18 protein-coding genes and 1 tRNA gene are annotated in these 21,098 nt (G+C 37.2%); 12 read left to right on the top strand and 7 right to left on the bottom strand.

The genetic code is table 11. The annotated features are described in order from the left end of the window. The first annotated feature begins 10 nt into the window (after positions 1–10). From J3U23_RS08390 to rraA, 3 genes are all read left to right on the top strand, one after another. Positions 11–1,198 carry an ABC transporter permease gene (locus J3U23_RS08390; protein ID WP_220225418.1) on the top strand — a complete coding sequence of 396 codons (1,188 nt, stop codon included), beginning with the start codon at positions 11–13 and terminating at the stop codon, positions 1,196–1,198. Between the two features lie 68 nt (positions 1,199–1,266). After that, positions 1,267–2,169, top strand: a complete 903-nt coding sequence (locus J3U23_RS08385) for a 1,4-dihydroxy-2-naphthoate polyprenyltransferase (protein ID WP_267339005.1) — start codon at positions 1,267–1,269, stop codon at positions 2,167–2,169. Positions 2,170–2,258: 89 nt separating this feature from the next. Continuing rightward, the gene (gene rraA, locus J3U23_RS08380; protein ID WP_220225416.1) at positions 2,259–2,750 is read left to right on the top strand and encodes a ribonuclease E activity regulator RraA; all 492 of its coding nucleotides are present in this window, start codon (positions 2,259–2,261) and stop codon (positions 2,748–2,750) included. Positions 2,751–2,842: 92 nt separating this feature from the next. On the opposite strand, the gene dprA is transcribed toward rraA, so the two are convergent. After that, on the bottom strand, positions 2,843–3,943 hold the full coding sequence (gene dprA, locus J3U23_RS08375; protein ID WP_267339004.1) for a DNA-processing protein DprA: 1,101 nt from the start codon (positions 3,941–3,943) through the stop codon (positions 2,843–2,845). A 163-nt stretch (positions 3,944–4,106) separates the two neighbouring features. Between dprA and def the strand changes: the two genes are divergently transcribed. After that, positions 4,107–4,619: a peptide deformylase gene (gene def, locus J3U23_RS08370; RefSeq protein ID WP_267339003.1), complete on the top strand. Its 513-nt coding sequence runs from the start codon at positions 4,107–4,109 to the stop codon at positions 4,617–4,619. A gap of 43 nt (positions 4,620–4,662) precedes the next feature. Here def and grpE read toward each other — a convergent pair whose 3' ends face one another. Then, the gene (grpE, locus tag J3U23_RS08365; RefSeq protein WP_065562718.1) at positions 4,663–5,247 is read right to left on the bottom strand and encodes a nucleotide exchange factor GrpE; all 585 of its coding nucleotides are present in this window, start codon (positions 5,245–5,247) and stop codon (positions 4,663–4,665) included. Positions 5,248–5,399: 152 nt separating this feature from the next. On the opposite strand from grpE, the gene nadK reads away from it, so the two are divergent. Beyond that, positions 5,400–6,278 carry an NAD(+) kinase gene (nadK, locus tag J3U23_RS08360; RefSeq protein WP_267339002.1) on the top strand — a complete coding sequence of 293 codons (879 nt, stop codon included), beginning with the start codon at positions 5,400–5,402 and terminating at the stop codon, positions 6,276–6,278. Between the two features lie 47 nt (positions 6,279–6,325). Here the strand turns inward: nadK and J3U23_RS08355 are convergent, their stop codons facing one another. Both J3U23_RS08355 and argF read right to left on the bottom strand, forming a co-directional pair. Then, the gene (locus J3U23_RS08355) at positions 6,326–6,823 is read right to left on the bottom strand and encodes a phosphatidylglycerophosphatase A (protein WP_267339001.1); all 498 of its coding nucleotides are present in this window, start codon (positions 6,821–6,823) and stop codon (positions 6,326–6,328) included. A 98-nt stretch (positions 6,824–6,921) separates the two neighbouring features. Continuing rightward, positions 6,922–7,929, bottom strand: coding sequence for an ornithine carbamoyltransferase (gene argF / locus J3U23_RS08350; protein WP_267339000.1), 1,008 nt, complete (start codon positions 7,927–7,929; stop codon positions 6,922–6,924). A 268-nt stretch (positions 7,930–8,197) separates the two neighbouring features. Here argF and carA point away from each other — a divergent pair, with 268 nt between their 5' ends. The 3 genes from carA (at position 8,198) to J3U23_RS08335 (ending at position 12,929) form a co-directional block, all read left to right on the top strand. Beyond that, entirely contained in the window at positions 8,198–9,352 is a 1,155-nt protein-coding gene (carA, locus tag J3U23_RS08345; protein WP_267338999.1) for a glutamine-hydrolyzing carbamoyl-phosphate synthase small subunit, read from the top strand. Position 9,353: 1 nt separating this feature from the next. Next, complete coding sequence (carB, locus tag J3U23_RS08340; RefSeq protein ID WP_267338998.1) at positions 9,354–12,569, top strand: carbamoyl-phosphate synthase large subunit; 3,216 nt, start codon at positions 9,354–9,356, stop codon at positions 12,567–12,569. A gap of 283 nt (positions 12,570–12,852) precedes the next feature. After that, positions 12,853–12,929: transfer RNA gene (locus tag J3U23_RS08335), tRNA-Met, on the top strand. A gap of 38 nt (positions 12,930–12,967) precedes the next feature. Here J3U23_RS08335 and metF read toward each other — a convergent pair. The 3 genes from metF to J3U23_RS08320 all read right to left on the bottom strand — a co-directional run bounded on the left by metF (position 12,968) and on the right by J3U23_RS08320 (position 16,951). Next, positions 12,968–13,843 (bottom strand): methylenetetrahydrofolate reductase [NAD(P)H], encoded by an 876-nt coding sequence (gene metF / locus J3U23_RS08330; protein ID WP_065562711.1) that lies wholly within the window; start codon positions 13,841–13,843, stop codon positions 12,968–12,970. Between the two features lie 98 nt (positions 13,844–13,941). Next, positions 13,942–16,215 carry a 5-methyltetrahydropteroyltriglutamate--homocysteine S-methyltransferase gene (gene metE / locus J3U23_RS08325; RefSeq protein ID WP_267330787.1) on the bottom strand — a complete coding sequence of 758 codons (2,274 nt, stop codon included), beginning with the start codon at positions 16,213–16,215 and terminating at the stop codon, positions 13,942–13,944. Between the two features lie 184 nt (positions 16,216–16,399). Next, positions 16,400–16,951 carry a YagU family protein gene (locus J3U23_RS08320; protein WP_065733689.1) on the bottom strand — a complete coding sequence of 184 codons (552 nt, stop codon included), beginning with the start codon at positions 16,949–16,951 and terminating at the stop codon, positions 16,400–16,402. A 183-nt stretch (positions 16,952–17,134) separates the two neighbouring features. Here J3U23_RS08320 and J3U23_RS08315 point away from each other — a divergent pair, with 183 nt between their 5' ends. The 4 genes from J3U23_RS08315 (at position 17,135) to dut (ending at position 21,098) form a co-directional block, all read left to right on the top strand. Further along, positions 17,135–17,599 (top strand): AraC family transcriptional regulator, encoded by a 465-nt coding sequence (locus tag J3U23_RS08315; RefSeq protein WP_267338997.1) that lies wholly within the window; start codon positions 17,135–17,137, stop codon positions 17,597–17,599. 116 nt (positions 17,600–17,715) lie between these two features. Further along, the gene (gene recN, locus J3U23_RS08310; protein WP_267338996.1) at positions 17,716–19,377 is read left to right on the top strand and encodes a DNA repair protein RecN; all 1,662 of its coding nucleotides are present in this window, start codon (positions 17,716–17,718) and stop codon (positions 19,375–19,377) included. Between the two features lie 49 nt (positions 19,378–19,426). Next, entirely contained in the window at positions 19,427–20,656 is a 1,230-nt protein-coding gene (coaBC, locus tag J3U23_RS08305) for a bifunctional phosphopantothenoylcysteine decarboxylase/phosphopantothenate--cysteine ligase CoaBC (protein WP_416380103.1), read from the top strand. Next, on the top strand, positions 20,640–21,098 hold the full coding sequence (gene dut, locus J3U23_RS08300; protein ID WP_065733692.1) for a dUTP diphosphatase: 459 nt from the start codon (positions 20,640–20,642) through the stop codon (positions 21,096–21,098). Before coaBC ends, dut begins: the two co-directional genes overlap by 17 nt.

Genomic DNA, 21,098 nt, shown 5'->3' with positions numbered 1-21,098 from the left:
CAATATTTGGATGCTTAAGCTATTTTTATCTTCAGCTATAAAAATGTTTTTTTATATGCTAATGCGACCAATGTGGTTATTGCTATTAGTTTCTGTTTCATTAATGAGCTTAGTTTATATTAATGGCACCATCACCAATTTGCCGGTTGCAATTGTTGATCAGGATCATAGCGCTACAAGTCGAAGTTTGATTCGATCTTTAAATACCAGCTCTAAAATCGATGTGCTTACTTATGAAAATTCATTAGAAGCTTATGATGATATTAACAGTCGTAAATTATTTGCGGTATTTACCATTCCAAGAAATTTCGAAAAACGTCTTTTAAACGGTGAAGAGGTGACAATTCCTGCTTATGGTGATGCCTCTAGCCGTCTAGCTAATGGTCTAATACAAGTTGATATTAGAGGAATATATCAACAAATATTAACCGAATATAATACGCGGGTAATGCGCAATGCTGGTTTTTCTGATCCGCAGATTAATATCATCTTATCGCCAATAAAAGGGCAAACGATGCCGCTTTATAATGCCGGGATTAGTTTTGCGGCGATAACTTTTCCTGGATTACTCGTCATGTTGTTGCAACACTCCTTTTTGATTGCCTCAACGCGTACCAATATCACCTTGCACTCCTTGCCCCAAGGTAAACCACCAAAGATTGTTATATTCGGAAGTTTATGCGGTCTTATACCAATATGGCTCTTTTTGTCTTTAGTCCTTTTTGGATTATGGCCTTGGGTTCTTGGCTATAGGCAATTAGCAAGCATACCCGAAATTATTATTATGACATTTCCGCTATTATTAGCGGTGTTGGGGTTGAGTAAATTACTCACTGAATGTTTACATCGAACCGAGATGATTTACCTAACCTTAGCCTTTTTGACTACCCCCGTATTTTACCTATCCGGTACTATATGGCCTCTTGATGCTATGCCGTTATGGGTACAAACGGTATCGCGAATGTTACCATCTACATGGGCAACAAATATGATTGCTGGTGTAAATCAGATGGGGTTAGGTTTGTCAGATAATGTATTTAATATATTTATGATTCTATTTCTCGGAGTCATATATGGTTCGCTAGGCTTTTTTATTGCAGCACTACGCGAAGGAAAGATGAGAAGATATTTCAAAAAAATAAAAAACTTTGTGCGTTCAAATACTAAAAAAGTTAATAATAAACCTTCAATTAGTTAATGCTAAAACGTGAATATACAATCAATAGCTGTTATGATGAATGCTTAAATTTTTCAAATAAATAACGTATGTCCAATAAATATTATCCATGGATTATTAGTTTACGCCCTAAAACGTTAGTATTATCGCTTTCGGCTATTTTGATGGGAAATTCGCTAGCATATTGGCAACGGTCTTTTGACCCATTGATTATGCTACTATCAATCATTACCGCATCGTTATTACAAATTTTATCCAATTTGGCTAATGATTACGGTGATGCAATTAAAGGCAGTGACCAACAAAATTTAACAGGGCATAAACGGGGATTACAATTAGGTTTAATCACGCTTAATCAACTAAAAATAGCGCTTTGGATTACCGTTTTATTATGTATTACTTCAGGGCTTGCATTACTTATTTTAGCCTGTAACAACTATCGACAACTTCTGATTTTTGTCTTGTTAGGATTATGCTCAATCATTGCAGCAATTACCTATACGATGGGGAAAAAACCTTATGGTTATATTGGATTAGGTGATTTCTCTGTCCTTATCTTTTTTGGGCTGGTTGGGGTAATTGGCAGTGATTACTTACAGACTAAAGTGTTATCGACACGACTCATCTTACCTGCAATTGCTAGTGGATTATTAGCGGTTGGAGTACTTAATATTAATAATCTACGCGATTATGAAAGCGATAAACAACATCATAAACGAACATTGATTGTGCTAATTGGTAAAACTTACGGTTGCTGTTATCACTTACTTTTATTAATTATATCATTGTGTCTATTTAGTTTATTTGCTTACAAAAATCTACATACTTTTTGGAGTGGACTATTTTTATTAACATTGCCACTATATATAAAACATATCAATGCGGTATTTAAATTTAAGACGGTTAATGACGCTGCACCGTTACTAATACAAATGGTCAAACTTGCTTTATTAACTAATTTACTTTATTGTTTGGGTATTATTTTGAGCTAGCTCACGTTTATTCTAAATTTATATCGTTTTACTTAATGTTAGCGTTATACTAGAATCGAATGAATATTACAGTTAAAGGAGACTCTACCATGGAGTTTGAAACATCAATTCTTTGTGATTACTACCCAGAAGATGTTAATGTCGTAGAACCGATATTTAGTAATTTTGGTGGTGTAGCTTCGTTTTCAGGCCAGGTCGTCACAGTGAAATGTTTTGAGGATAACGGTATATTGTACGAAGTATTACAATCCAATGGGGCAGGTAAAGTATTGGTTATTGATGGTGGTGGTTCTGTGCGCCGAGCATTGATAGATGCGGAATTAATCGATATTGCACTGCAAAACCAATGGGAAGGTATCATCGTCTATGGTGCTGTGCGCCAAGTTGATTATATTGCTGATGCTGAAATTGGTGTTCAAGCACTCGCAGCAATTCCTGTTGGCTCAGATGATCAAGGCGTTGGTGAAATTGATATTCGTGTTAATTTTGGTGGCGTGACTTTCTTTTCTGGTGACTTTATTTATGCTGATAATACCGGCATTATCTTATCTGAAATCGCTCTTGAAGTAGACGATAAATAAATCACTTATTATTTTCATAAACCGCTGTGGTTTTACAGCGGTTTTTTATGCTCAAAAACCCCGCTCCTCAACTTTTTTTGCAATACAATTTTCTATTTTGTCCGATTACGAATGTAACCACCAGTAACGGTGATAATCAATCCTGCTATCTCCATATCTAATAATTTAATAGTGAGTTCAGGAATGGGTAAATTAACCAGGGCCGCAATTGTATCAACTGGAATTGGGTGATGACGAATAACGGCAAAAATTTCAGGGTATAAAACTGTATTACTCTCTTTATTCTCAACACTATTTTGTCTATCTATTGTTGATAAAAAGCCACTATAGTGTTCTAAAATATCAGTTGGGTGAGTGACTAGATAAGCCCCTTGCTTGATTAAATAATGGGTTCCATGACTATTTTGATTATCGATATCACCCGGTAAGGCAAATACATCGCGATTTTGTTCAAGCGCATAACGAGCAGTGATTAGTGATCCACTTTTTTCAGATGCTTCAACCACAAAGGTTCCTAAACTTAATCCACTAATAATACGATTGCGACGTGGAAAGTATTCGGATCTTGCTTTTTCAAATGGATAAAATTCTGAAATGATGGCGCCATTTTGTGCCAAAATATCATTTGCCAATCGGAGGTTTGAGCGTGGTGAGATTTGAGCTAATCCACTACCTAAAACAGCTATAGTATTTCCTGATACCTCAAGAGCCCCTCTATGGCAAATAGCGTCTAAACCCAACGCTAATCCGCTAGTGACTGTTAAACCATTAATTGCTAATTCGCCAGCGAAATATCTTCCCCATTGTGCACCATATTCACTAAATTCACGGCTACCAACCATGGCAATTTGTGGTGAATGTAATAATTGCCTATTACCCATAACAAATAACAATAATGGTGGTGAACTAATTTGCTTAAGTAACATTGGATAATCGGAATCACAATACGCGATCAAATGTTTGGCTGGGTAAGGTGTTGCCAACCAATCGAGTATTGGCTCAAAATGAAGATAAGATGTTTCAAAAAAACGATCTTGGAGAGTTTTGGATAAACCTATTTTTTCTAATAATAGCGATACATCTCTTATTTTATTAGGTAGACCAGTACTAAAATAGTGAGCAATTTGCTCGAAATATCCCTTTCTTTTCTGACCAAGCATTGAAATTCGTAACAAAAACTCATATTTACTCATTACAGTCCTTTTTCCTCTACATTGTTGCTTTGTGCCATATCTAGAAGGATTGATTAGATATATTTTAGTAATAGTCAACTAAATCTATTCATAGGCATAATAAATGTTTACAATGTAGGCGAATTTGAAAAAATACAAAATTGAGGAGTAGATCGAAGAATTTATGGCTATTTTACCGGTATTACGTTTCCCAGACGAACGACTTCGCAAAATTGCAAAGCCTGTCTCTAATTTTACACCAGAGCTACAAAACATTATCGATAACATGACTGAAACCATGTATGCCGAAAATGGTATTGGACTTGCAGCTACACAAGTAGATGTACATGAGCAGATTATTGTGATTGATGTGTCGGAAGATAGAAGCCAACTTTATGTGATTATCAATCCTGAGGTGATAAGCCAAGAAGGTGAAACTGGCATTGAAGAGGGATGTTTGTCGATACCTGACTGCCGTGGATTTGTTCCAAGATCAGAAAAAATCAAAATCAAGGCATTAGATTGTAATGGTAAACCTTATGAAATTGATGCTGATGAACTATTGGCAATTTGTATCCAGCATGAAATGGATCACTTAAAAGGTAAACTCTTTGTCGATTATCTCTCGCCATTAAAGCGTCAACGTATTGAGCAAAAGATGAAAAAGCTAGCTCGTGAAGAGCAAAAGAATCGATAAATTAAACCGCCATTAATTTGGCGGTTTTTTATTTAAGCTTTCATTATTTAGCTACAATCACCATAGCAGGTCGGATAAGTCGACCATTGAGTGTATAGCCTTTTTGGATAGTATTGACGATCTGTCCTGATTGATGTTCTGGTGATTCAACCATACTAATCGCTTGATGTAGATCTGGGTTTAATTGTGAATCAGCAGTATTTATCACTTCAATACCAAATTTTTTGACCGTATCTAAAAACGATTTTAATGTTAACTCTAATCCTTCTACAGTTGCTTTGTGTTCTGGATTATTTTTATCTGTAGATTCTAATGCGCGTTCAAGATTATCAATTACAGGTAAAAGCTCATTTGAGAATTTCTCAAGAGCATATTTACGTGCTTTGTCCACATCTTGTTCAACACGTTTGCGCACGTTATCAATTTCAGCTCGAGCACGTATCATTGCTTCACTTTCATTTTTTTTAGCAATTTCTAATGCTTGTTCAAGTTCAGCAATACGTGTATCTTTGGCTTTTAACTGCTCTTCAACACTTGGTTGAGATGGCGTTTGTTCTTCAGTAGTTTGCTCAGCTGGGACTTCAATGTTTGTTTCATTTTCTGACATATTATTCTCTTGTTCAGTCATACGGTACTCCAAATTTAGTCGAAAACTTAATGAATAACAGTTATTATGGGGGCAATTTTTATTATTACAAGTTTAACGATAAGATGATATCGTGTTTTTTAATCGGTAACTAAAAAATCTTTATATTTAAGTTAAAAAAACAAGGATATTTTATGGGTATACCATTTAAATGTATTGGTTTGGTTGGGATTCCACGTAAATTAGAGGCGATTGAAACTCATCAGGTTCTATATGACTGGCTAGTTAACTTAGGTATTCAAGTTTTAGTTGAAGATCGGTTAGCGCAGTATATAAAATTTCCTAGTAGTGTATACGCAACTTTAGATACGATTGGTGAGCAAGCCGACTTAGCCATTGTTGTCGGTGGTGATGGTAATATGCTACGTTCGGCACGTCAATTGTCGCACTATAAAATTAAAGTGATTGGAGTAAATCGAGGTAATTTAGGCTTTTTAACCGATATTTCCCATGATCATGTTATTGAGCAATTAACCCCTGTTATCAAAGGGAACTATGATGATGATCCTCGGTTTTTATTGGAAGTGTCTATCTACAGTGATGGTCGGTTAATTAATTCTGGTTTTGCTGTAAATGAAATTGTAGTTACACCTAATACTGTTGCGCATATGATTGATTATGATGTGTATATCAATGAGCGCAATGCATTTTCACAACGAGCTGATGGTTTAATTATTGCAACGCCCACAGGATCGACTGCTTACTCGTTATCAGCTGGTGGACCAATCCTTGCGCCGCACTTAGATGCGTTAATTATCACACCAATGTTTCCACACTCTTTAGCGGTCAGACCATTAGTGATTAAGAGTGATAATCCTATCCATCTTAAATTTCCAACAACAGCTTTGGATCTTAATGTTGCTTGCGATAGCCAAATTATCTTGCCTGTTAAACCAACACAAGAGGTAATTATTCGTCGCTCAGATTATGAGTTTAATTTAATTCATTCTAAGGATTATGATTATTTTAATAATCTTTCAAGCAAACTAGGTTGGTCACAAAAGATGTTTTGAATTTAATCGTTATGTTAAGAAAATTATCATTTAAAGGTAAACTATCTTTAAATGATAAATGTTAATAAATAAACAGATAAAGAAGAGAATATGGCGGCGATAACATCGTCGACCATAATACCAAAACCGCCCGGCACACGCTTATCAAACCAACGAATAGGCCAAGGTTTGGCCATATCAAACAATCTAAATGCGACAAAAGCAATCGTCACCCATAGTATTGAAAATTGAGGAATGAAATACAGCGTTATCCACATACCGACAAATTCATCCCAAACAATATGACCCGAATCATGAGTATGGGTATCATCCGACGTTTTTTGGCAAATATAACAACCAAACACAAACGTCACTAAAATAAAAACCCAATATAAAGTAGGTTGTAAACCCAAAAATAAAAGCCACAGTGGTATCGCCATTAATGAACCCATAGTACCAGGCATAATTGGCGATAGCCCACTGCCTAATCCGACCGCTAAAAAATGAATTGGATTTGTGAGTTTTAGGTATTTTTTAAAATCTTTATTGCGCGCTTGTTTCGTCATTCTGATGATAATCGGTTGATAAAATTATGCCGACTTGAGGTCGGCAAAAAATTTGCTTAGCTAATTTTAGCCAGCACTAATAATATTTAGCTATATTATTAGTCTTTAGCTAAGGTTGCAACCATTACTGCTTTGATCGTGTGCAGGCGATTTTCGGCTTCATCAAAAACGATACTATGTTTAGATTCAAAGACTTCATTTGTTACTTCTAAACCATTTTTCAAACCATACTGGGCAGCCATTTGTTGACCTACTGTGGTATTCATATCATGGAAAGCCGGTAAGCAATGCATAAATTTAACATTTGGATGCTCTGTTAATTTGATTACATTTTGATTGATTTGGTATGGGGTTAATAATTTTACTCGCTCATCCCACACTTCTTTCGGTTCGCCCATGGAAACCCATACATCGGTATAAAGAAAATCAACGCCTTTCACACCTTCAGCGACATCTTCAGTTAAAACGATTTTAGCGCCTGTTGTTTTAGCTATCTCTTGGCACTTTTGAACAAGCTCTGATTCAGGTTGGCACGCTTTAGGCGCCACGAGTCGGATTTCCATACCCATTAAGGCTGCGCCTTCCATTAACGAATTGCCCATGTTATTACGAGCATCGCCTAAATAAGCAAATTTAACGCTATTAAGTGGGCGCTCACCGATATGCTCTTTCATGGTCATAAAATCTGCTAAAATTTGCGTTGGATGCGCTTCAGTCGTTAAACCATTCCAAACCGGCACACCGGCATATTTTGCCAAAGTTTCAACAATATCTTGCCCATAACCTCGATACTCAATACCGTCATACATGCGTCCGAGCACTCGAGCTGTATCAGCAATCGACTCTTTATGCCCAATTTGGCTACCACTTGGCCCTAGATAGGTGACTTGAGCGCCTTGATCATATGCACCGACTTCAAAAGCACAGCGCGTACGGGTGGAATCTTTTTCGAAAATTAAGGCAATATTTTTGCCAACTAAATGTTGTTTTTCGTTACCTTGTTTTTTTGCTTTTTTTAATTCAATAGCAAGTTGAATCAGCTGGTTAATTTCTGTTGGGGTAAAGTCGAGTAAACGTAAAAAATGACGTTGATAAAAACCGTACATATCAAGCTCCTAATAGCGGTAAGTATTGTTACGATTCTATTTGAATAATTATGCAATTTCAAGTTAAACGTTTTAAATTTATAAAATGTCCTTTTTAGTTATTGAATTGTCTAAAAAATTAGATTTTATTATTTAATTATTTTTTATAATAACGCTTTTTTTGTTTAAAAAATTGTAATAAAATGACCAATTAATGAGTTACTGAAAAAGCATTTATGTGAATTATTATTCATAAATAGTGTTTATTTAATCAAAAGGTCTCTTAGCCATGCAAACTTATGCCCTCCTTATATTACAAGACGGTTCACAATTTATCGGTAAATCAATCGGTGCTGATGGAGAAACTGTTGGTGAGGTTGTTTTTAATACCTCAATGACCGGTTATCAAGAAATACTCACCGACCCTTCCTATTGCGAGCAATTGGTCACGTTAACTTACCCCCATATAGGTAATGTCGGCACTAACAATGCCGATGCTGAATCTAATCAAGTTTATGCAAAAGGGCTGATTATTCGTGATTTACCACTATTAGCCAGCAATTATCGCAATGAGCTCGATCTATCGAGCTATTTAAAACAGCATAATGTTATTGCCATTGCCGATATCGATACTCGCCGTTTAACTCGAATCTTGCGTGAAAAAGGGGCTCAGCATGGCGTGATTATCACCGCAAACGATAGAGAAACTTTACTTGAAAAAGCCGATACCGCTAAACAAATAGCGATCGATTTTAAAGGATTATCCGGACTGGACTTAGCCCAAAAAGTCACCTGCACAAAAAGCTATTTGTGGACACAAGGTGTATGGACAAGAGAGCAAGAACAGCCAGCAGCAAAAAACGCCTTGCCTTATCATGTTGTGGCTTATGATTTTGGCGTAAAACGTAATATCTTACGGATGTTAGTTGAACGGGGTTGTAAATTGACCATTGTTCCGGCTAAAACCCCTGCGCAGGAGGTATTAGCATTAAATCCTGACGGTATATTCCTATCAAATGGTCCAGGTGATCCGGCACCTTGTACTTATGCCATTGATGCTATAAAACAGTTTTTAACGACAGATATTCCAGTATTTGGCATCTGTTTAGGGCATCAACTGTTAGCGTTGGCTTGTGGTGCAAAAACCATAAAAATGAAGTTTGGTCACCATGGTGGAAATCATCCTGTTAAGGATCTTGAAAATAATCGAGTCATGATTACCGCCCAAAATCATGGTTTTGCCGTTGATGAAATGAGTTTACCGACTCACTTACGTGTGACGCATAAATCACTGTTCGACGGTTCGCTACAAGGCATTCATCATAATCAAAAATCGGCTTTTAGCTTTCAAGGCCACCCCGAAGCGAGTCCCGGGCCTCACGATGCCGCCCCACTATTTGATCACTTTATCGAATTAATTAAAATTTATAAGCAGGAGCAATAACATGCCTAAGCGAACAGATATTCATAGCATTCTCATTATTGGCGCTGGCCCAATTGTTATTGGTCAAGCTTGTGAATTTGATTATTCCGGCGCTCAAGCTTGTAAGGCTCTGCGTGAAGAAGGTTATCGGGTTATTTTAGTCAATTCTAACCCTGCTACCATTATGACCGATCCGGAAATGGCGGATGCAACCTATATTGAGCCGATTGATTGGACAACGGTGAGTAAAATTATTGAACAAGAAAGACCTGATGCCATTTTGCCCACCATGGGCGGACAAACAGCGCTCAATTGTGCGTTAGAACTAGATAAAAGAGGCATTTTAAAACAATATAATGTCGAGATGATCGGTGCTACCGCTGATGCAATTGATAAAGCTGAAGATCGCAAACGTTTTGATCAAGCCATGAAAAAAATTGGTCTTGATACTGCCCGTTCCGGCATTGCTCACTCATTAAAAGAGGCTTATGCCGTACTTGAACAAGTTGGCTTTCCTTGCATTATCCGCCCTTCTTTTACTATGGGGGGAACCGGTGGCGGGATTGCTTATAACACTCAAGAATTTGATGAAATTTGTACCCGAGGACTTGATCTGTCGCCCACCAATGAACTCCTCATTGATGAGTCATTAATTGGTTGGAAAGAGTACGAAATGGAAGTGGTACGAGATAGAAATGATAACTGCATCATCGTCTGTTCGATTGAAAATGTTGACCCTATGGGCATTCATACCGGGGATTCCATTACCGTTGCGCCAGCTCAAACACTAACTGATAAAGAGTATCAAATCATGCGTAACGCATCGATAGCGGTACTTCGTGAAATTGGCGTTGAAACAGGTGGTTCGAATGTACAATTTTCGGTTGATCCTAAAACCGGACGCTTAATTGTGATTGAAATGAATCCAAGGGTATCACGCTCATCAGCATTAGCATCTAAAGCAACCGGTTTTCCAATCGCAAAAATTGCGGCCAAACTTGCGGTCGGCTTTACCCTTGATGAGCTATCTAATGATATTACCGGAGGTAAAACGCCAGCGTCATTTGAGCCTTCGATCGACTATGTGGTGACAAAAATACCCCGCTTTAATTTCGAAAAGTTTGCCGGGTGTAATGATCGTCTAACAACCCAAATGAAATCAGTGGGTGAAGTGATGGCTATTGGGCGGACTTTTCAAGAATCATTACAAAAAGCGCTACGAGGGCTTGAAGTCGGTGCCTGTGGTTTTGATCCGAAAATTGACAATTATGATGATGAAAAAAATCTCAGCAAAATACGTTATGAACTGCAAGAAGCGGGCGCTGAACGAATTTGGTATATTGCTGACGCTTTTCGAGCCGGCTTTAGTTTAGATGAAATTTTCACATTAACGAATATCGATCGCTGGTTTTTAGTGCAGATTGAAGAACTTATCAACCTTGAAAACCAACTGAAATCGCAATCATTCGCTCGCCTTAATTCAGAATCGTTATGGCAACTTAAGCGCAAAGGTTTTTCAGATTTACGTATTGCTAAACTGTTGAATGTTGAAGAACAAGACGTTCGTGATCGACGAAACCAATACGATATTCATCCTGTATATAAACGAGTTGATACCTGCGCGGCGGAATTCTCGACCGATACAGCTTATCTTTACTCAACCTATGAACAAGAGTGCGAAGCTAAACCACAATTCATTCGCCCTAAGATTATGATATTAGGCGGTGGACCGAATCGAATTGGACAAGGTATTGAGTTTGATTACTGTTGTGTACATGCAGCGCTGGCGCTCCGTGAAGACGGTTATGAAACAATTATGGTTAACTGTAATCCGGAAACGGTATCTACCGATTATGATACCTCAGATCGACTCTACTTTGAGCCAGTCACACTGGAAGATGTGCTTGAAATTGCTCATGTGGAAAAACCAAATGGCGTAATCGTACAATACGGCGGGCAAACACCATTAAAATTAGCCAGAGCGCTTGAAGTCGCTGGGCTACCGATTATTGGTACCTCGCCAGATGCGATAGATCAAGCTGAAGATCGCAAACGTTTTCAGTCGATTGTCGATAAGTTAAAGTTAAAACAGCCAGTTAATGCAACGGTTACCGATATTGAAGATGCGGTGATTAAAGCAGAACAAATTGGCTATCCATTAGTGGTTAGACCGTCTTATGTGCTTGGTGGTCGAGCAATGGAAATTGTGTATAACGAGCAAGATTTAAGACGTTATTTTAAAAACGCAGTCAGTGAATCGAATAATGCTCCCGTACTACTTGATCACTTTTTAGATGATGCTATTGAAGTTGATATTGATGTGATTGCCGACGGCGAGCAAATCGTAATTGGCGGCATTATGGAGCATATTGAACAAGCGGGTATTCACTCGGGTGACTCAGCTTGTTCATTACCAACATATACTTTAAGCCCGGAAATTTTAGATCAACTGCGCAAGCAAGCTAAACAGTTAGCGTTAGAACTTAATGTAAAAGGGCTTATGAATGGGCAATTTGCCGTCAAAGATAACCAAATTTATTTGATTGAAATCAACCCTCGAGCCGCTCGCACCGTGCCATTTGTGTCGAAAGCTACCGGTTTGCCATTAGCGAAAATTGCTGCACGAGTTATGACCGGGCAATCACTGGCTAAACAAAATATCACCAAAGAAGTCATACCGCCTTATTACTCAGTCAAAGAGGTGGTTTTACCGTTTAATAAATTTAGTGGCGTGGACCCAATTTTGGGGCCTGAAATGCGTTCAACCGGTGAAGTGATGGGAATTGGTAAAACCTTTGCCGAAGCCTTTGCCAAAGCACAACTTGGTAGCTTATCAAGTATGAAAAAATCAGGAAAAGCTCTGCTATCTGTTCGTGATCAAGACAAAACTCGCTTATTAGAGATCGCTAAACGATTAATTGCGCATGGTTTTAGTATTGATGCTACTTTGGGCACCGCTAAGGCATTACAACAAGCTGGCATACCCTGCCAAATGGTCAAAAAAGAGAACGAAGGACGCCCCAATATTCATGACCATATTAAAAATGGCGAATATAGCTATATTCTCAATACCACATCTGGACGGGCTGCTATTGAGGCATCGAAAATCCTACGCCGTAGTGCTATTCAATATAAAGTTCATTACGATACCACGATGAATGCGGCTTATGCCACAACGTCGGCGCTTAATTATGATCCAGCTCATAGCGTGAAACCATTACAGGCACTTTATCAATAGAGACGAGTAAAGCTCGTCTCTTTTCACTAATCTGGTTTACGGTGTCGTACAAATAAGATCTCTTATTCACTTGAAAAAATATTTCTTTTTCCTTTGAACTATTTTATCTAATTAGGAGAGTTTGAGCATAATCAACGATAATTAATGTAAAAAATATTGAGGAGTGTATACCGTTTCGTACAAAAATCGTCCTTATTTGTTAAGGAATGTGTAAAAATAGGCCGTTTAGGCTAGAAGGGTATTGCTTTATTATTTTATTACTATAATATAGCCACCTCTTTGACGCGGGGTGGAGCAGCTTGGTAGCTCGTCGGGCTCATAACCCGAAGGTCGTTGGTTCAAATCCAGCCCCCGCAACCAATTCTTCTAAAATCTATTTTAAATTATTCTTAATAAAACTATTCTGACTTTGGTACTGCAAGTAGCGTTGATACAGCTTCACTAATTCTTCTAGCGATATAGCTATTATTCATGGTGTACAAATGGATACCGTCAACATTTTGTGAAACTAAATCAACAATCTGATCGATAGCATAAGCAATACCGGCATCACGGAACGCATCAGGGTGATGCTCGTATTTCTCCATCATCTGTTTGAATTTCTTCGGTAGATTTACGCCACACATCGATACCATACGTTCAATTTGGTTTTTGTTCGTTACCGGCATAATCCCTGCTTCAATTGGTACATTAATTCCCATATCACGGGCTTTGTCTAAGAAAGTATAAAAATAGTCATTATCAAAAAATAGCTGTGATATCAGTTGATCTGTTCCGGCACTCACCTTTTCTTTTAAATGTATTAAATCTTGTTTTAGCGTTGATGCTTCAAGATGTCCTTCAGGATAACAGGCCCCAATCACATTAAAATCACCATTTTCTTTAATAAATGAAACCAGCTCGCTGGCATAGCGAAAATCATCTTTAGGTGTAACTGTCGGGCTAATATCACCTCGCAAAGCAAGCACATTATCGATACCGGCACATTTAAGATCATGAAGAATTTTCTGCATTTCTGCTTTATCAAAATTAATTCCCGGCAAATGAGCAACACTTTCAATGCCATAAGTATGTTTGACAGCGTGGGCGATATCAATTGTCGTTTGACCATTCAAACTACCACCAGCGCCATAAGTAACACTGATAAAATCAGGTTTGAAGTAACCAAGTTCACGCAATGTGCTATAGATTGTCTCTAAAGGTGACGTTTTTTTAGGGGGAAAAACTTCAAAAGAGAACACGGTTTTTTTATTAAAGAGTAAATTTGTTTTCATCTGTATCATCCATTGGTGTGATTACTATTATCCTTACTGACATTTCCGCCGCCAAAATCGGCGGCGGAAATTAAGGTAAAGCAAACTAATTAACGCTGTTAATTAAGTGTTTTTCGAACTTCTAATGTTGCTTGAACTAAATGTTCTAAACTTGCAACAACTTCTTTCTCACCACGAGTTTTTAAACCACAATCCGGATTAATCCAAAGTTTTTGCTTGTCAATTTTTGCCAGTAACTTCTCAATTGTTGCTTTGATTTCAGCAACCGGTGGTACACGTGGTGAATGGATATCATAAACACCCGGTCCAACTTCAGTTTTAAAATTATTGGCTTTAAGCACATCAATCAATTGTAGATTAGAACGTGATGCTTCAAATGAAATCACATCAGCATCCATGGCATCGATATCTTTGATAATGTCAGCAAATTCGCTATAACACATATGTGTATGAATTTGTGTATCAGCTTGTACTTTGCTGTGCACTAGTCTAAATGCCGGAATAGCCCAATCCAGATATTCACTATTCCAATCAGCTTTACGTAATGGTAATTTCTCTTTTAACGCTGCTTCATCAATTTGGATGACTTTAATGCCGGCCGCTTCAAGATCTAACACTTCATCACTGATTGCTAAACCAATTTGGAATACAGACTCTTTTTGTGAAATATCTTCACGAGGGAACGACCAGTTAAGGATCGTCACTGGACCAGTTAGCATACCTTTAACTGGTTTGTCAGTTAGGCTTTGTGCATATTGTGAATATTCAACGGTAATTGGTTTAGATCGTGAAATATCACCCCATACAATTGGTGGCTTAACACAACGAGTACCATATGATTGCACCCATGCTTTTTCAGTAAAGACAAAACCATTTAAGCTTTCACCAAAATACTCAACCATGTCATTACGTTCAAATTCGCCGTGAACTAACACATCAATACCAATCTGTTCTTGAAGCTTGATACATTCTGCAATTTTTTGTTTGTTAAACTCGGTATATTCATTTAAGCAAATTTCGCCTTTCTTGAATTTTGCACGGTTTAAACGTACATCAGGTGTTTGCGGAAATGAACCAATCGTTGTTGTAGGTAATAATGGCAAATTAAAGGCTTTTTTCTGTGCTGCTTCACGTACTGAAAATTCCGGTAGACGGGTAAAATCAGACGCTTTTAAAGCCGAAACTTTTTGACGTACCGCTTGATTTGCTCCTTCACGCTCACGCGTAAATAGGGTTTGATTTGCTTTGTAAGCCGGACTATTTTCAAAATTTGAATCTTTGACTAATTCACCCAGTTCAGCTAACTCTTGTAGCTTTTCTTGAGCAAAAGCAAAATAAGCTCGTTGTTGAATCGTTAATTTAGTTTCGTTTTGTAATGTATAAGGTACGTGGAGTAAAGAACACGAAGTATTAATCACAATATTTGCCGCTTTTTGCTTAATTTTTGCGACTAATTCCAATGTTTTTTTATAATTATTTTTCCAAATATTTTTACCATTTACCACACCAGCAAATAACACTTTATCAGCCGGGAAACCATGACTTTCAAGTAATGCTAAGGATTGTTTACCTTCAACAAAATCAAGTCCGATACCGTCAAATGGTAACGCCACTAATTGTTGGTAACAATCACGCACATCGCCAAAGTAAGTTTGTAAAACCACTTTGGTTGTACCTTTAACTGATAAAATTGACTGATAAAGCTCATTGAATAAAGCGATATCTTCATGAGTTAAATCAGTCACTAAAATTGGCTCATCAATTTGTATCCACTGCGCACCAAGTGCAGTAAATTTTTGAATAATTTCTTGATAGGCTTTAATAATATCGGCTTTAAAATCAACTAGCTGTTTATTACCTAAATACTGTGCTAATTTGAAAAAGGTTAATGCGCCAATCACAACCGGTTTGGTTTGAATACCTAATGCTTTGGCTTCTTGATATTCGTCAAAAGGTTTGGTGCTGGCTAGTTTTATTTGTAGTGAATCTTCAATTTCAGGCACTAAGTAGTGATAGTTGGTATTAAACCATTTTTTCATTGCCAGCGCTCGCACATCACCTTTTTCACCTTGATAACCACGCGCCATGGCAAAATAACGATCGAGTTCAGGTAAGCCTAAATCTTGATAACGTTTTGGGATAACATTCAGTAAACAGGCCGTATCTAATACTGCATCATAAAATGAAAAGTCATTAGATGAGATTAAAGCAATTTTATGTGATGCTTGTTGTTGTAGATGTTCAGCACGTAGGGCTTTTGCTTCATTTAATAATTCAGCTTGGGTTTTGTTACCTTTAAAATAAGCTTCGGTTGCAAATTTAAGCTCACGAAGTTTACCAACACGAGGATATCCAATAACTGCAGTATTCATTTTCTTTTCCTTATTTAGCATTTAGCACTTTTCTTTAGTGGTTAAAAAGATAGCAAAAAAAAATGTTATTGAATAATTCTAGTTTTTTATCAAAAGATATAGTTTTTAACTATATCAAAAGGTATAAAAAAATCCCTCTGTTTTTCAACAGAAGGATTGAAATAGATGAAAATTAATAAATTAACTACTGGCGCCATTCGCCACGGATTGGTCTTGAAAAATGAGCAAGCACAGCGATCATACAGATTTCGATTGATACGCCCCAATAGATATGCCCTAAAATTTCACTCCAAAGTTCATAACCATTTAGGTTCCATAACCAACCAACGGTGCCTTCCGGATCATAAGCGGGATGACGAAAACCTAATAGCGGAATTAAAAAACCGTGCATCATAACGGTAATGATAATGCCATAAAATGCACCATACCATAATCGAATATTATTCCAAAAGTAGGCAATAAATACATAAACGAAGGCAAAGGCAAAACTAAACAACCAGTGATAAAGTGTTACTGCGCCCGAAACGATTGCCGTTTGGTAAACATAATCAAGTGAATGAGAATTAATGCCTAACCAACCGAGCCATGCATCAATGTGTGCCGCAGGTGGTGAAATTTCCCCAGGAACACGAGGAGGCATATTAACTTCAGAACCCCATTTAACCAGTGCGCTAATGAATCCACCAATCAGAGTAGTCCAAACAATAATTTGTCGATTTATTTTATTTCCAAACATTTAATAATACCTTTATAGTTTAAAAGCTTGTAAATTATATCCGTAAGCAACCGTGGAAGAAAGGGGAATAAGCTGAATTGACCGAGTGTAAAAGTTATTGTTATAATTGGTAAAAATTATTTATTAAGCGTCTTTTAATAGCATCCTAAAAGGTAGCAAATAAATTATCCATGGATTTAGGTTATGAATGTCGAAATTGTACAATTTCCTGCTACACAATTAGCCGTCATTGAACATTATGGTTCACCTTTATTAGAGAATAACACTCTAAATAAATTCATTAAATGGAGACAAGAAAACAATTTTTTAGATAGTCAAAAGTATCAAAGTTATGGTATTCATTATACCAATCCCAACACGACGCCTCTCAGTGAGCATCATGTCGATTTTGCAATATCGATAAATTGCACAATTCCCCCAAATGATTACGGAATCATCAATAAAAAAATACCACAACTTCGTTGTGCCAAGGCAAGGGATATTGGCTCTAGAGAAAATAATCAAGCCATTATTTACTTACTTGAAACATGGCTTCCACAAAGTGGCGAGCGAATAGGGAACTTTCCTCCAATTTTCCATTATGTAAATGTCGGTTTAAACATTCAACCACAAGAGATGATCACTGATGTTTATTTGCCTTTAGCGTAAATTAATTATTATCTTTTTAAAAATTAACGCTTATAAAAATAATTAACTGTATTTATTTACAGTGTTTTTGCTGTTATACTGCCAATATGGTAACCAACCTTATGTATTAATTTATTATGATAACGCAATTGACTATTAATAATTTTGCTATCGTCGATCAGTTGTTAGTTGATTTTACAACAGGGATGACCGCAATTACGGGTGAAACAGGCGCAGGTAAATCGATTGCGATCGATGCATTAGGGCTTTGTTTAGGAAATCGTTCTGATGCTTCAGCTATTCGTAATGGAGCTGATCGGGTTGATATTTCAGCCAGTTTTGTTCTTGATGATACTCCAGCAGCATACTCCTGGTTAACCGAAAATCAACTTGATGAAGGTAATGAATGTATTTTAAGAAGAGTTATCAATCAAGATGGGCGTTCGAAAGCATTTATTAATGGGCGTGCTGTTCCTATCTCACAATTAAAAGATTTAGGACAAATGTTAATACAAATTCATGGCCAACATGAACATCAGCGTTTATTACGAAGTGATTATCAACAAATTTTACTTAATCATTATATGAATGAGCCGACACTATTGTCGAATATGCAACAAGCTTATAAACAATGGAAATCAGCAAGCCAAGCTTATCAACAATATCTTTCTTCCAAACAAGAGCGTGATGCTCATGTTCAGTTATTACAATATCAATTAAAAGAGTTAAATGAATTTTCACCAATTGAAGGTGAATATCAACAAATCGATGAAGAATATAAAAAATTATCCAATAGCGAACAGCTAATTAATCTTAGCCAACAATCTATCATGCTATTAGATGAAGCAGACGAATATAATGTCAGCAACATGCTTAATAGTGTTAAACAAAGTATTCATGAGTTGGTCGCATTAGATCCTTCACTGAATGATGTTTTAGTTATGTTAGAAGATGCCGCTATTCAAATTAAAGAAGCTAGCTATGAATTACGCCATTATAGTGAGAGCTTAGAGCTCGATCCGGCAAGAGTGATGCAACTTGAACAACGCTTGTCTAAACAAATTGCTTTAGCGCGAAAACATCATGTTTCTCCTGAAGCATTACCTGAGTTACATCAAAATTTACTTAATGAATTTAAGCAGATTAATCAACAAGATGAACAAGGTGAACAGTTAAAAGAAGAGATCAAAAAGTATCAACAAATTGCGATAGAACTGGCTGCAAAATTGCATCAAAAACGATTAACGGTGAGTAAAACGTTGGCTAAAAAAGTAATGGCTATTATGCACGATTTATCTATGCCGAACGGTCAATTCAGTATAGATGTTATATTTGATGAAAATCGATTAAGTGAAGATGGCGCAGACCAAGTTTCTTTTTTAGTGAGTACTAATGCTGGGCAAGTGGTGCAGCCATTAGCCAAAGTTGCATCTGGTGGTGAATTGTCTCGTATCGCACTAGCCATACAGGTTTTGACCGCGCAAAAAATGGATACCCCAGCGTTGATTTTTGATGAAATTGATGTCGGTATTAGTGGACCAACAGCGGCTAAGGTTGGGCAACTGTTAAGGCAACTTGGTGAGTCAACACAAGTCATTACGGTAACGCATTTACCACAGGTAGCAGGTCAAGCTAATCAGCACTATTTTGTCAGTAAGCAAACGAATGGTAAACAAACATCGACAGATATGCAAAGATTAGATGAAAATGGACGTTTAAATGAACTAGCTCGGTTGTTAGGTGGGGATAAAATTACAGATGCAACGCTTGCCAATGCGAAAGAGTTACTTATTATCTAATTTAATTATGGTAATATATCGCCTTTAATTGGGATCGGAGAATAACGAGATCATGAGTCTATCTGGTAAACATATTTTATTAGGGATAACTGGTGGCATTGCTGCTTACAAATGCCCTGATCTTGTCCGCCATCTAAAAAAAGCAGGTGCGCAGGTACATGTGGTATTAACTGAGTCAGCGAGCCATTTTGTCACGCCAATGACATTGCAAGCATTGTCTGGTAATACGGTATCAAGTGATTTATTTGACCCTTCTGCTGAACTATCGATGAGTCATATTGAATTAGCTAAATGGGCTGATTTGGTATTAATTGCTCCCGCTACGGCAAATATCATTGCGAAAATGGCAAATGGTATTGCTGATGATCTTTTATCAACAGTGTGTCTTGCAACACCAGCTAAAATTGCCATAGCGCCAGCTATGAACCAACAGATGTATAAAGCTGCTGCAACTCAACAGAACTTAGCGGCATTAGCTTCGCGAAATACCTTAATTTGGGGTCCGGATGATGGTTTTCAAGCTTGTGGTGATTTTGGCCCAGGGCGAATGGTTGAACCTGCAACTATTGTTAAGCATGTTGAGAAGTATTTTTCAGCAACGTCAACACTTGCTGGAACCGAGATTACTATTACTGCGGGCCCAACCATTGAAGAGCTTGATCCAGTACGCTATATCAGTAATTACAGTTCAGGTAAAATGGGTTATGCTATTGCTCAGGCAGCGGCTGAAATTGGAGCAACAGTAAACTTAATCAGTGGCCCAGTTAATTTAGCAACTCCAAATAATGTGAATCGCATTAATGTAAAAAGTGCTAATGAGATGTATGATGTGGCATTAAAGTTTGCTAAAAAATCATCAATTTTTATTTCTTGTGCTGCTGTTGCTGATTATAGAGCTGAAACTATTGCCACGAAAAAAATTAAAAAAACCGATGATAGTGATGAACTTGTTATTAAATTAGTTAAAAATCCTGATATTGTTGCCAACATTGCTTCATTAAAGAAAGGACGTCCGTTTGTTGTAGGCTTTGCCGCTGAAACCAATAACATAAAGGCTTATGCCCTTAAAAAATTAACCACTAAGAACTTAGATTTGATTTGTGCTAATGATGTGTCTGACAAGAAAATAGGCTTTAATTCTGATCAAAACGCATTAACCCTTTATTGGCAAAATGGTGAACAAACGTTACCATTAAGCAATAAGCAAGAATTAGCAAAAGAATTACTTCAAGCAGTTATAACACGATATAAAGCGAGTCATGATGAAAAGAAAAATTGATATAAAAGTATTAGATAAACGTTTAGGTAACGAGTTTCCACTGCCAACTTACGCAACTGAAGGTTCCGCAGGTATTGATTTAAGAGCGATGTTTGATAAAACAACCGAAATCAAAGCAGGCGAAACAATCTTAACCCCAACCGGATTATCAATGCATATTGCTGACCCTAGTTTAGCTGCATTAGTATTACCTCGTTCAGGCCTTGGTTCAAAAAATGGTATTGTCCTTGGTAATTTAGTCGGTTTAATTGATTCCGATTATCAAGGACAGTTGTTTGTTCCCCTTTGGAACCGAAGTCAAAACCCATTTGTTATTGAGCCAGGTGATCGTATTGCTCAATTAATTATTGTGCCAGTCGTGCAAGCAGAATTTAATATTGTTGATGATTTTATCGAATCAGCGCGTGGCGAAGGTGGATTTGGGCATTCAGGTAAGAAATAA

This window comes from Gilliamella sp. B3367 (genome assembly GCF_026536825.1).
GTDB classification, from domain to species: Bacteria; Pseudomonadota; Gammaproteobacteria; order Enterobacterales; family Orbaceae; genus Gilliamella; species Gilliamella apicola_E.
Note: the sequence above shows the minus strand (reverse complement) of the source record. Positions and strands in the feature narration are given on the sequence as shown.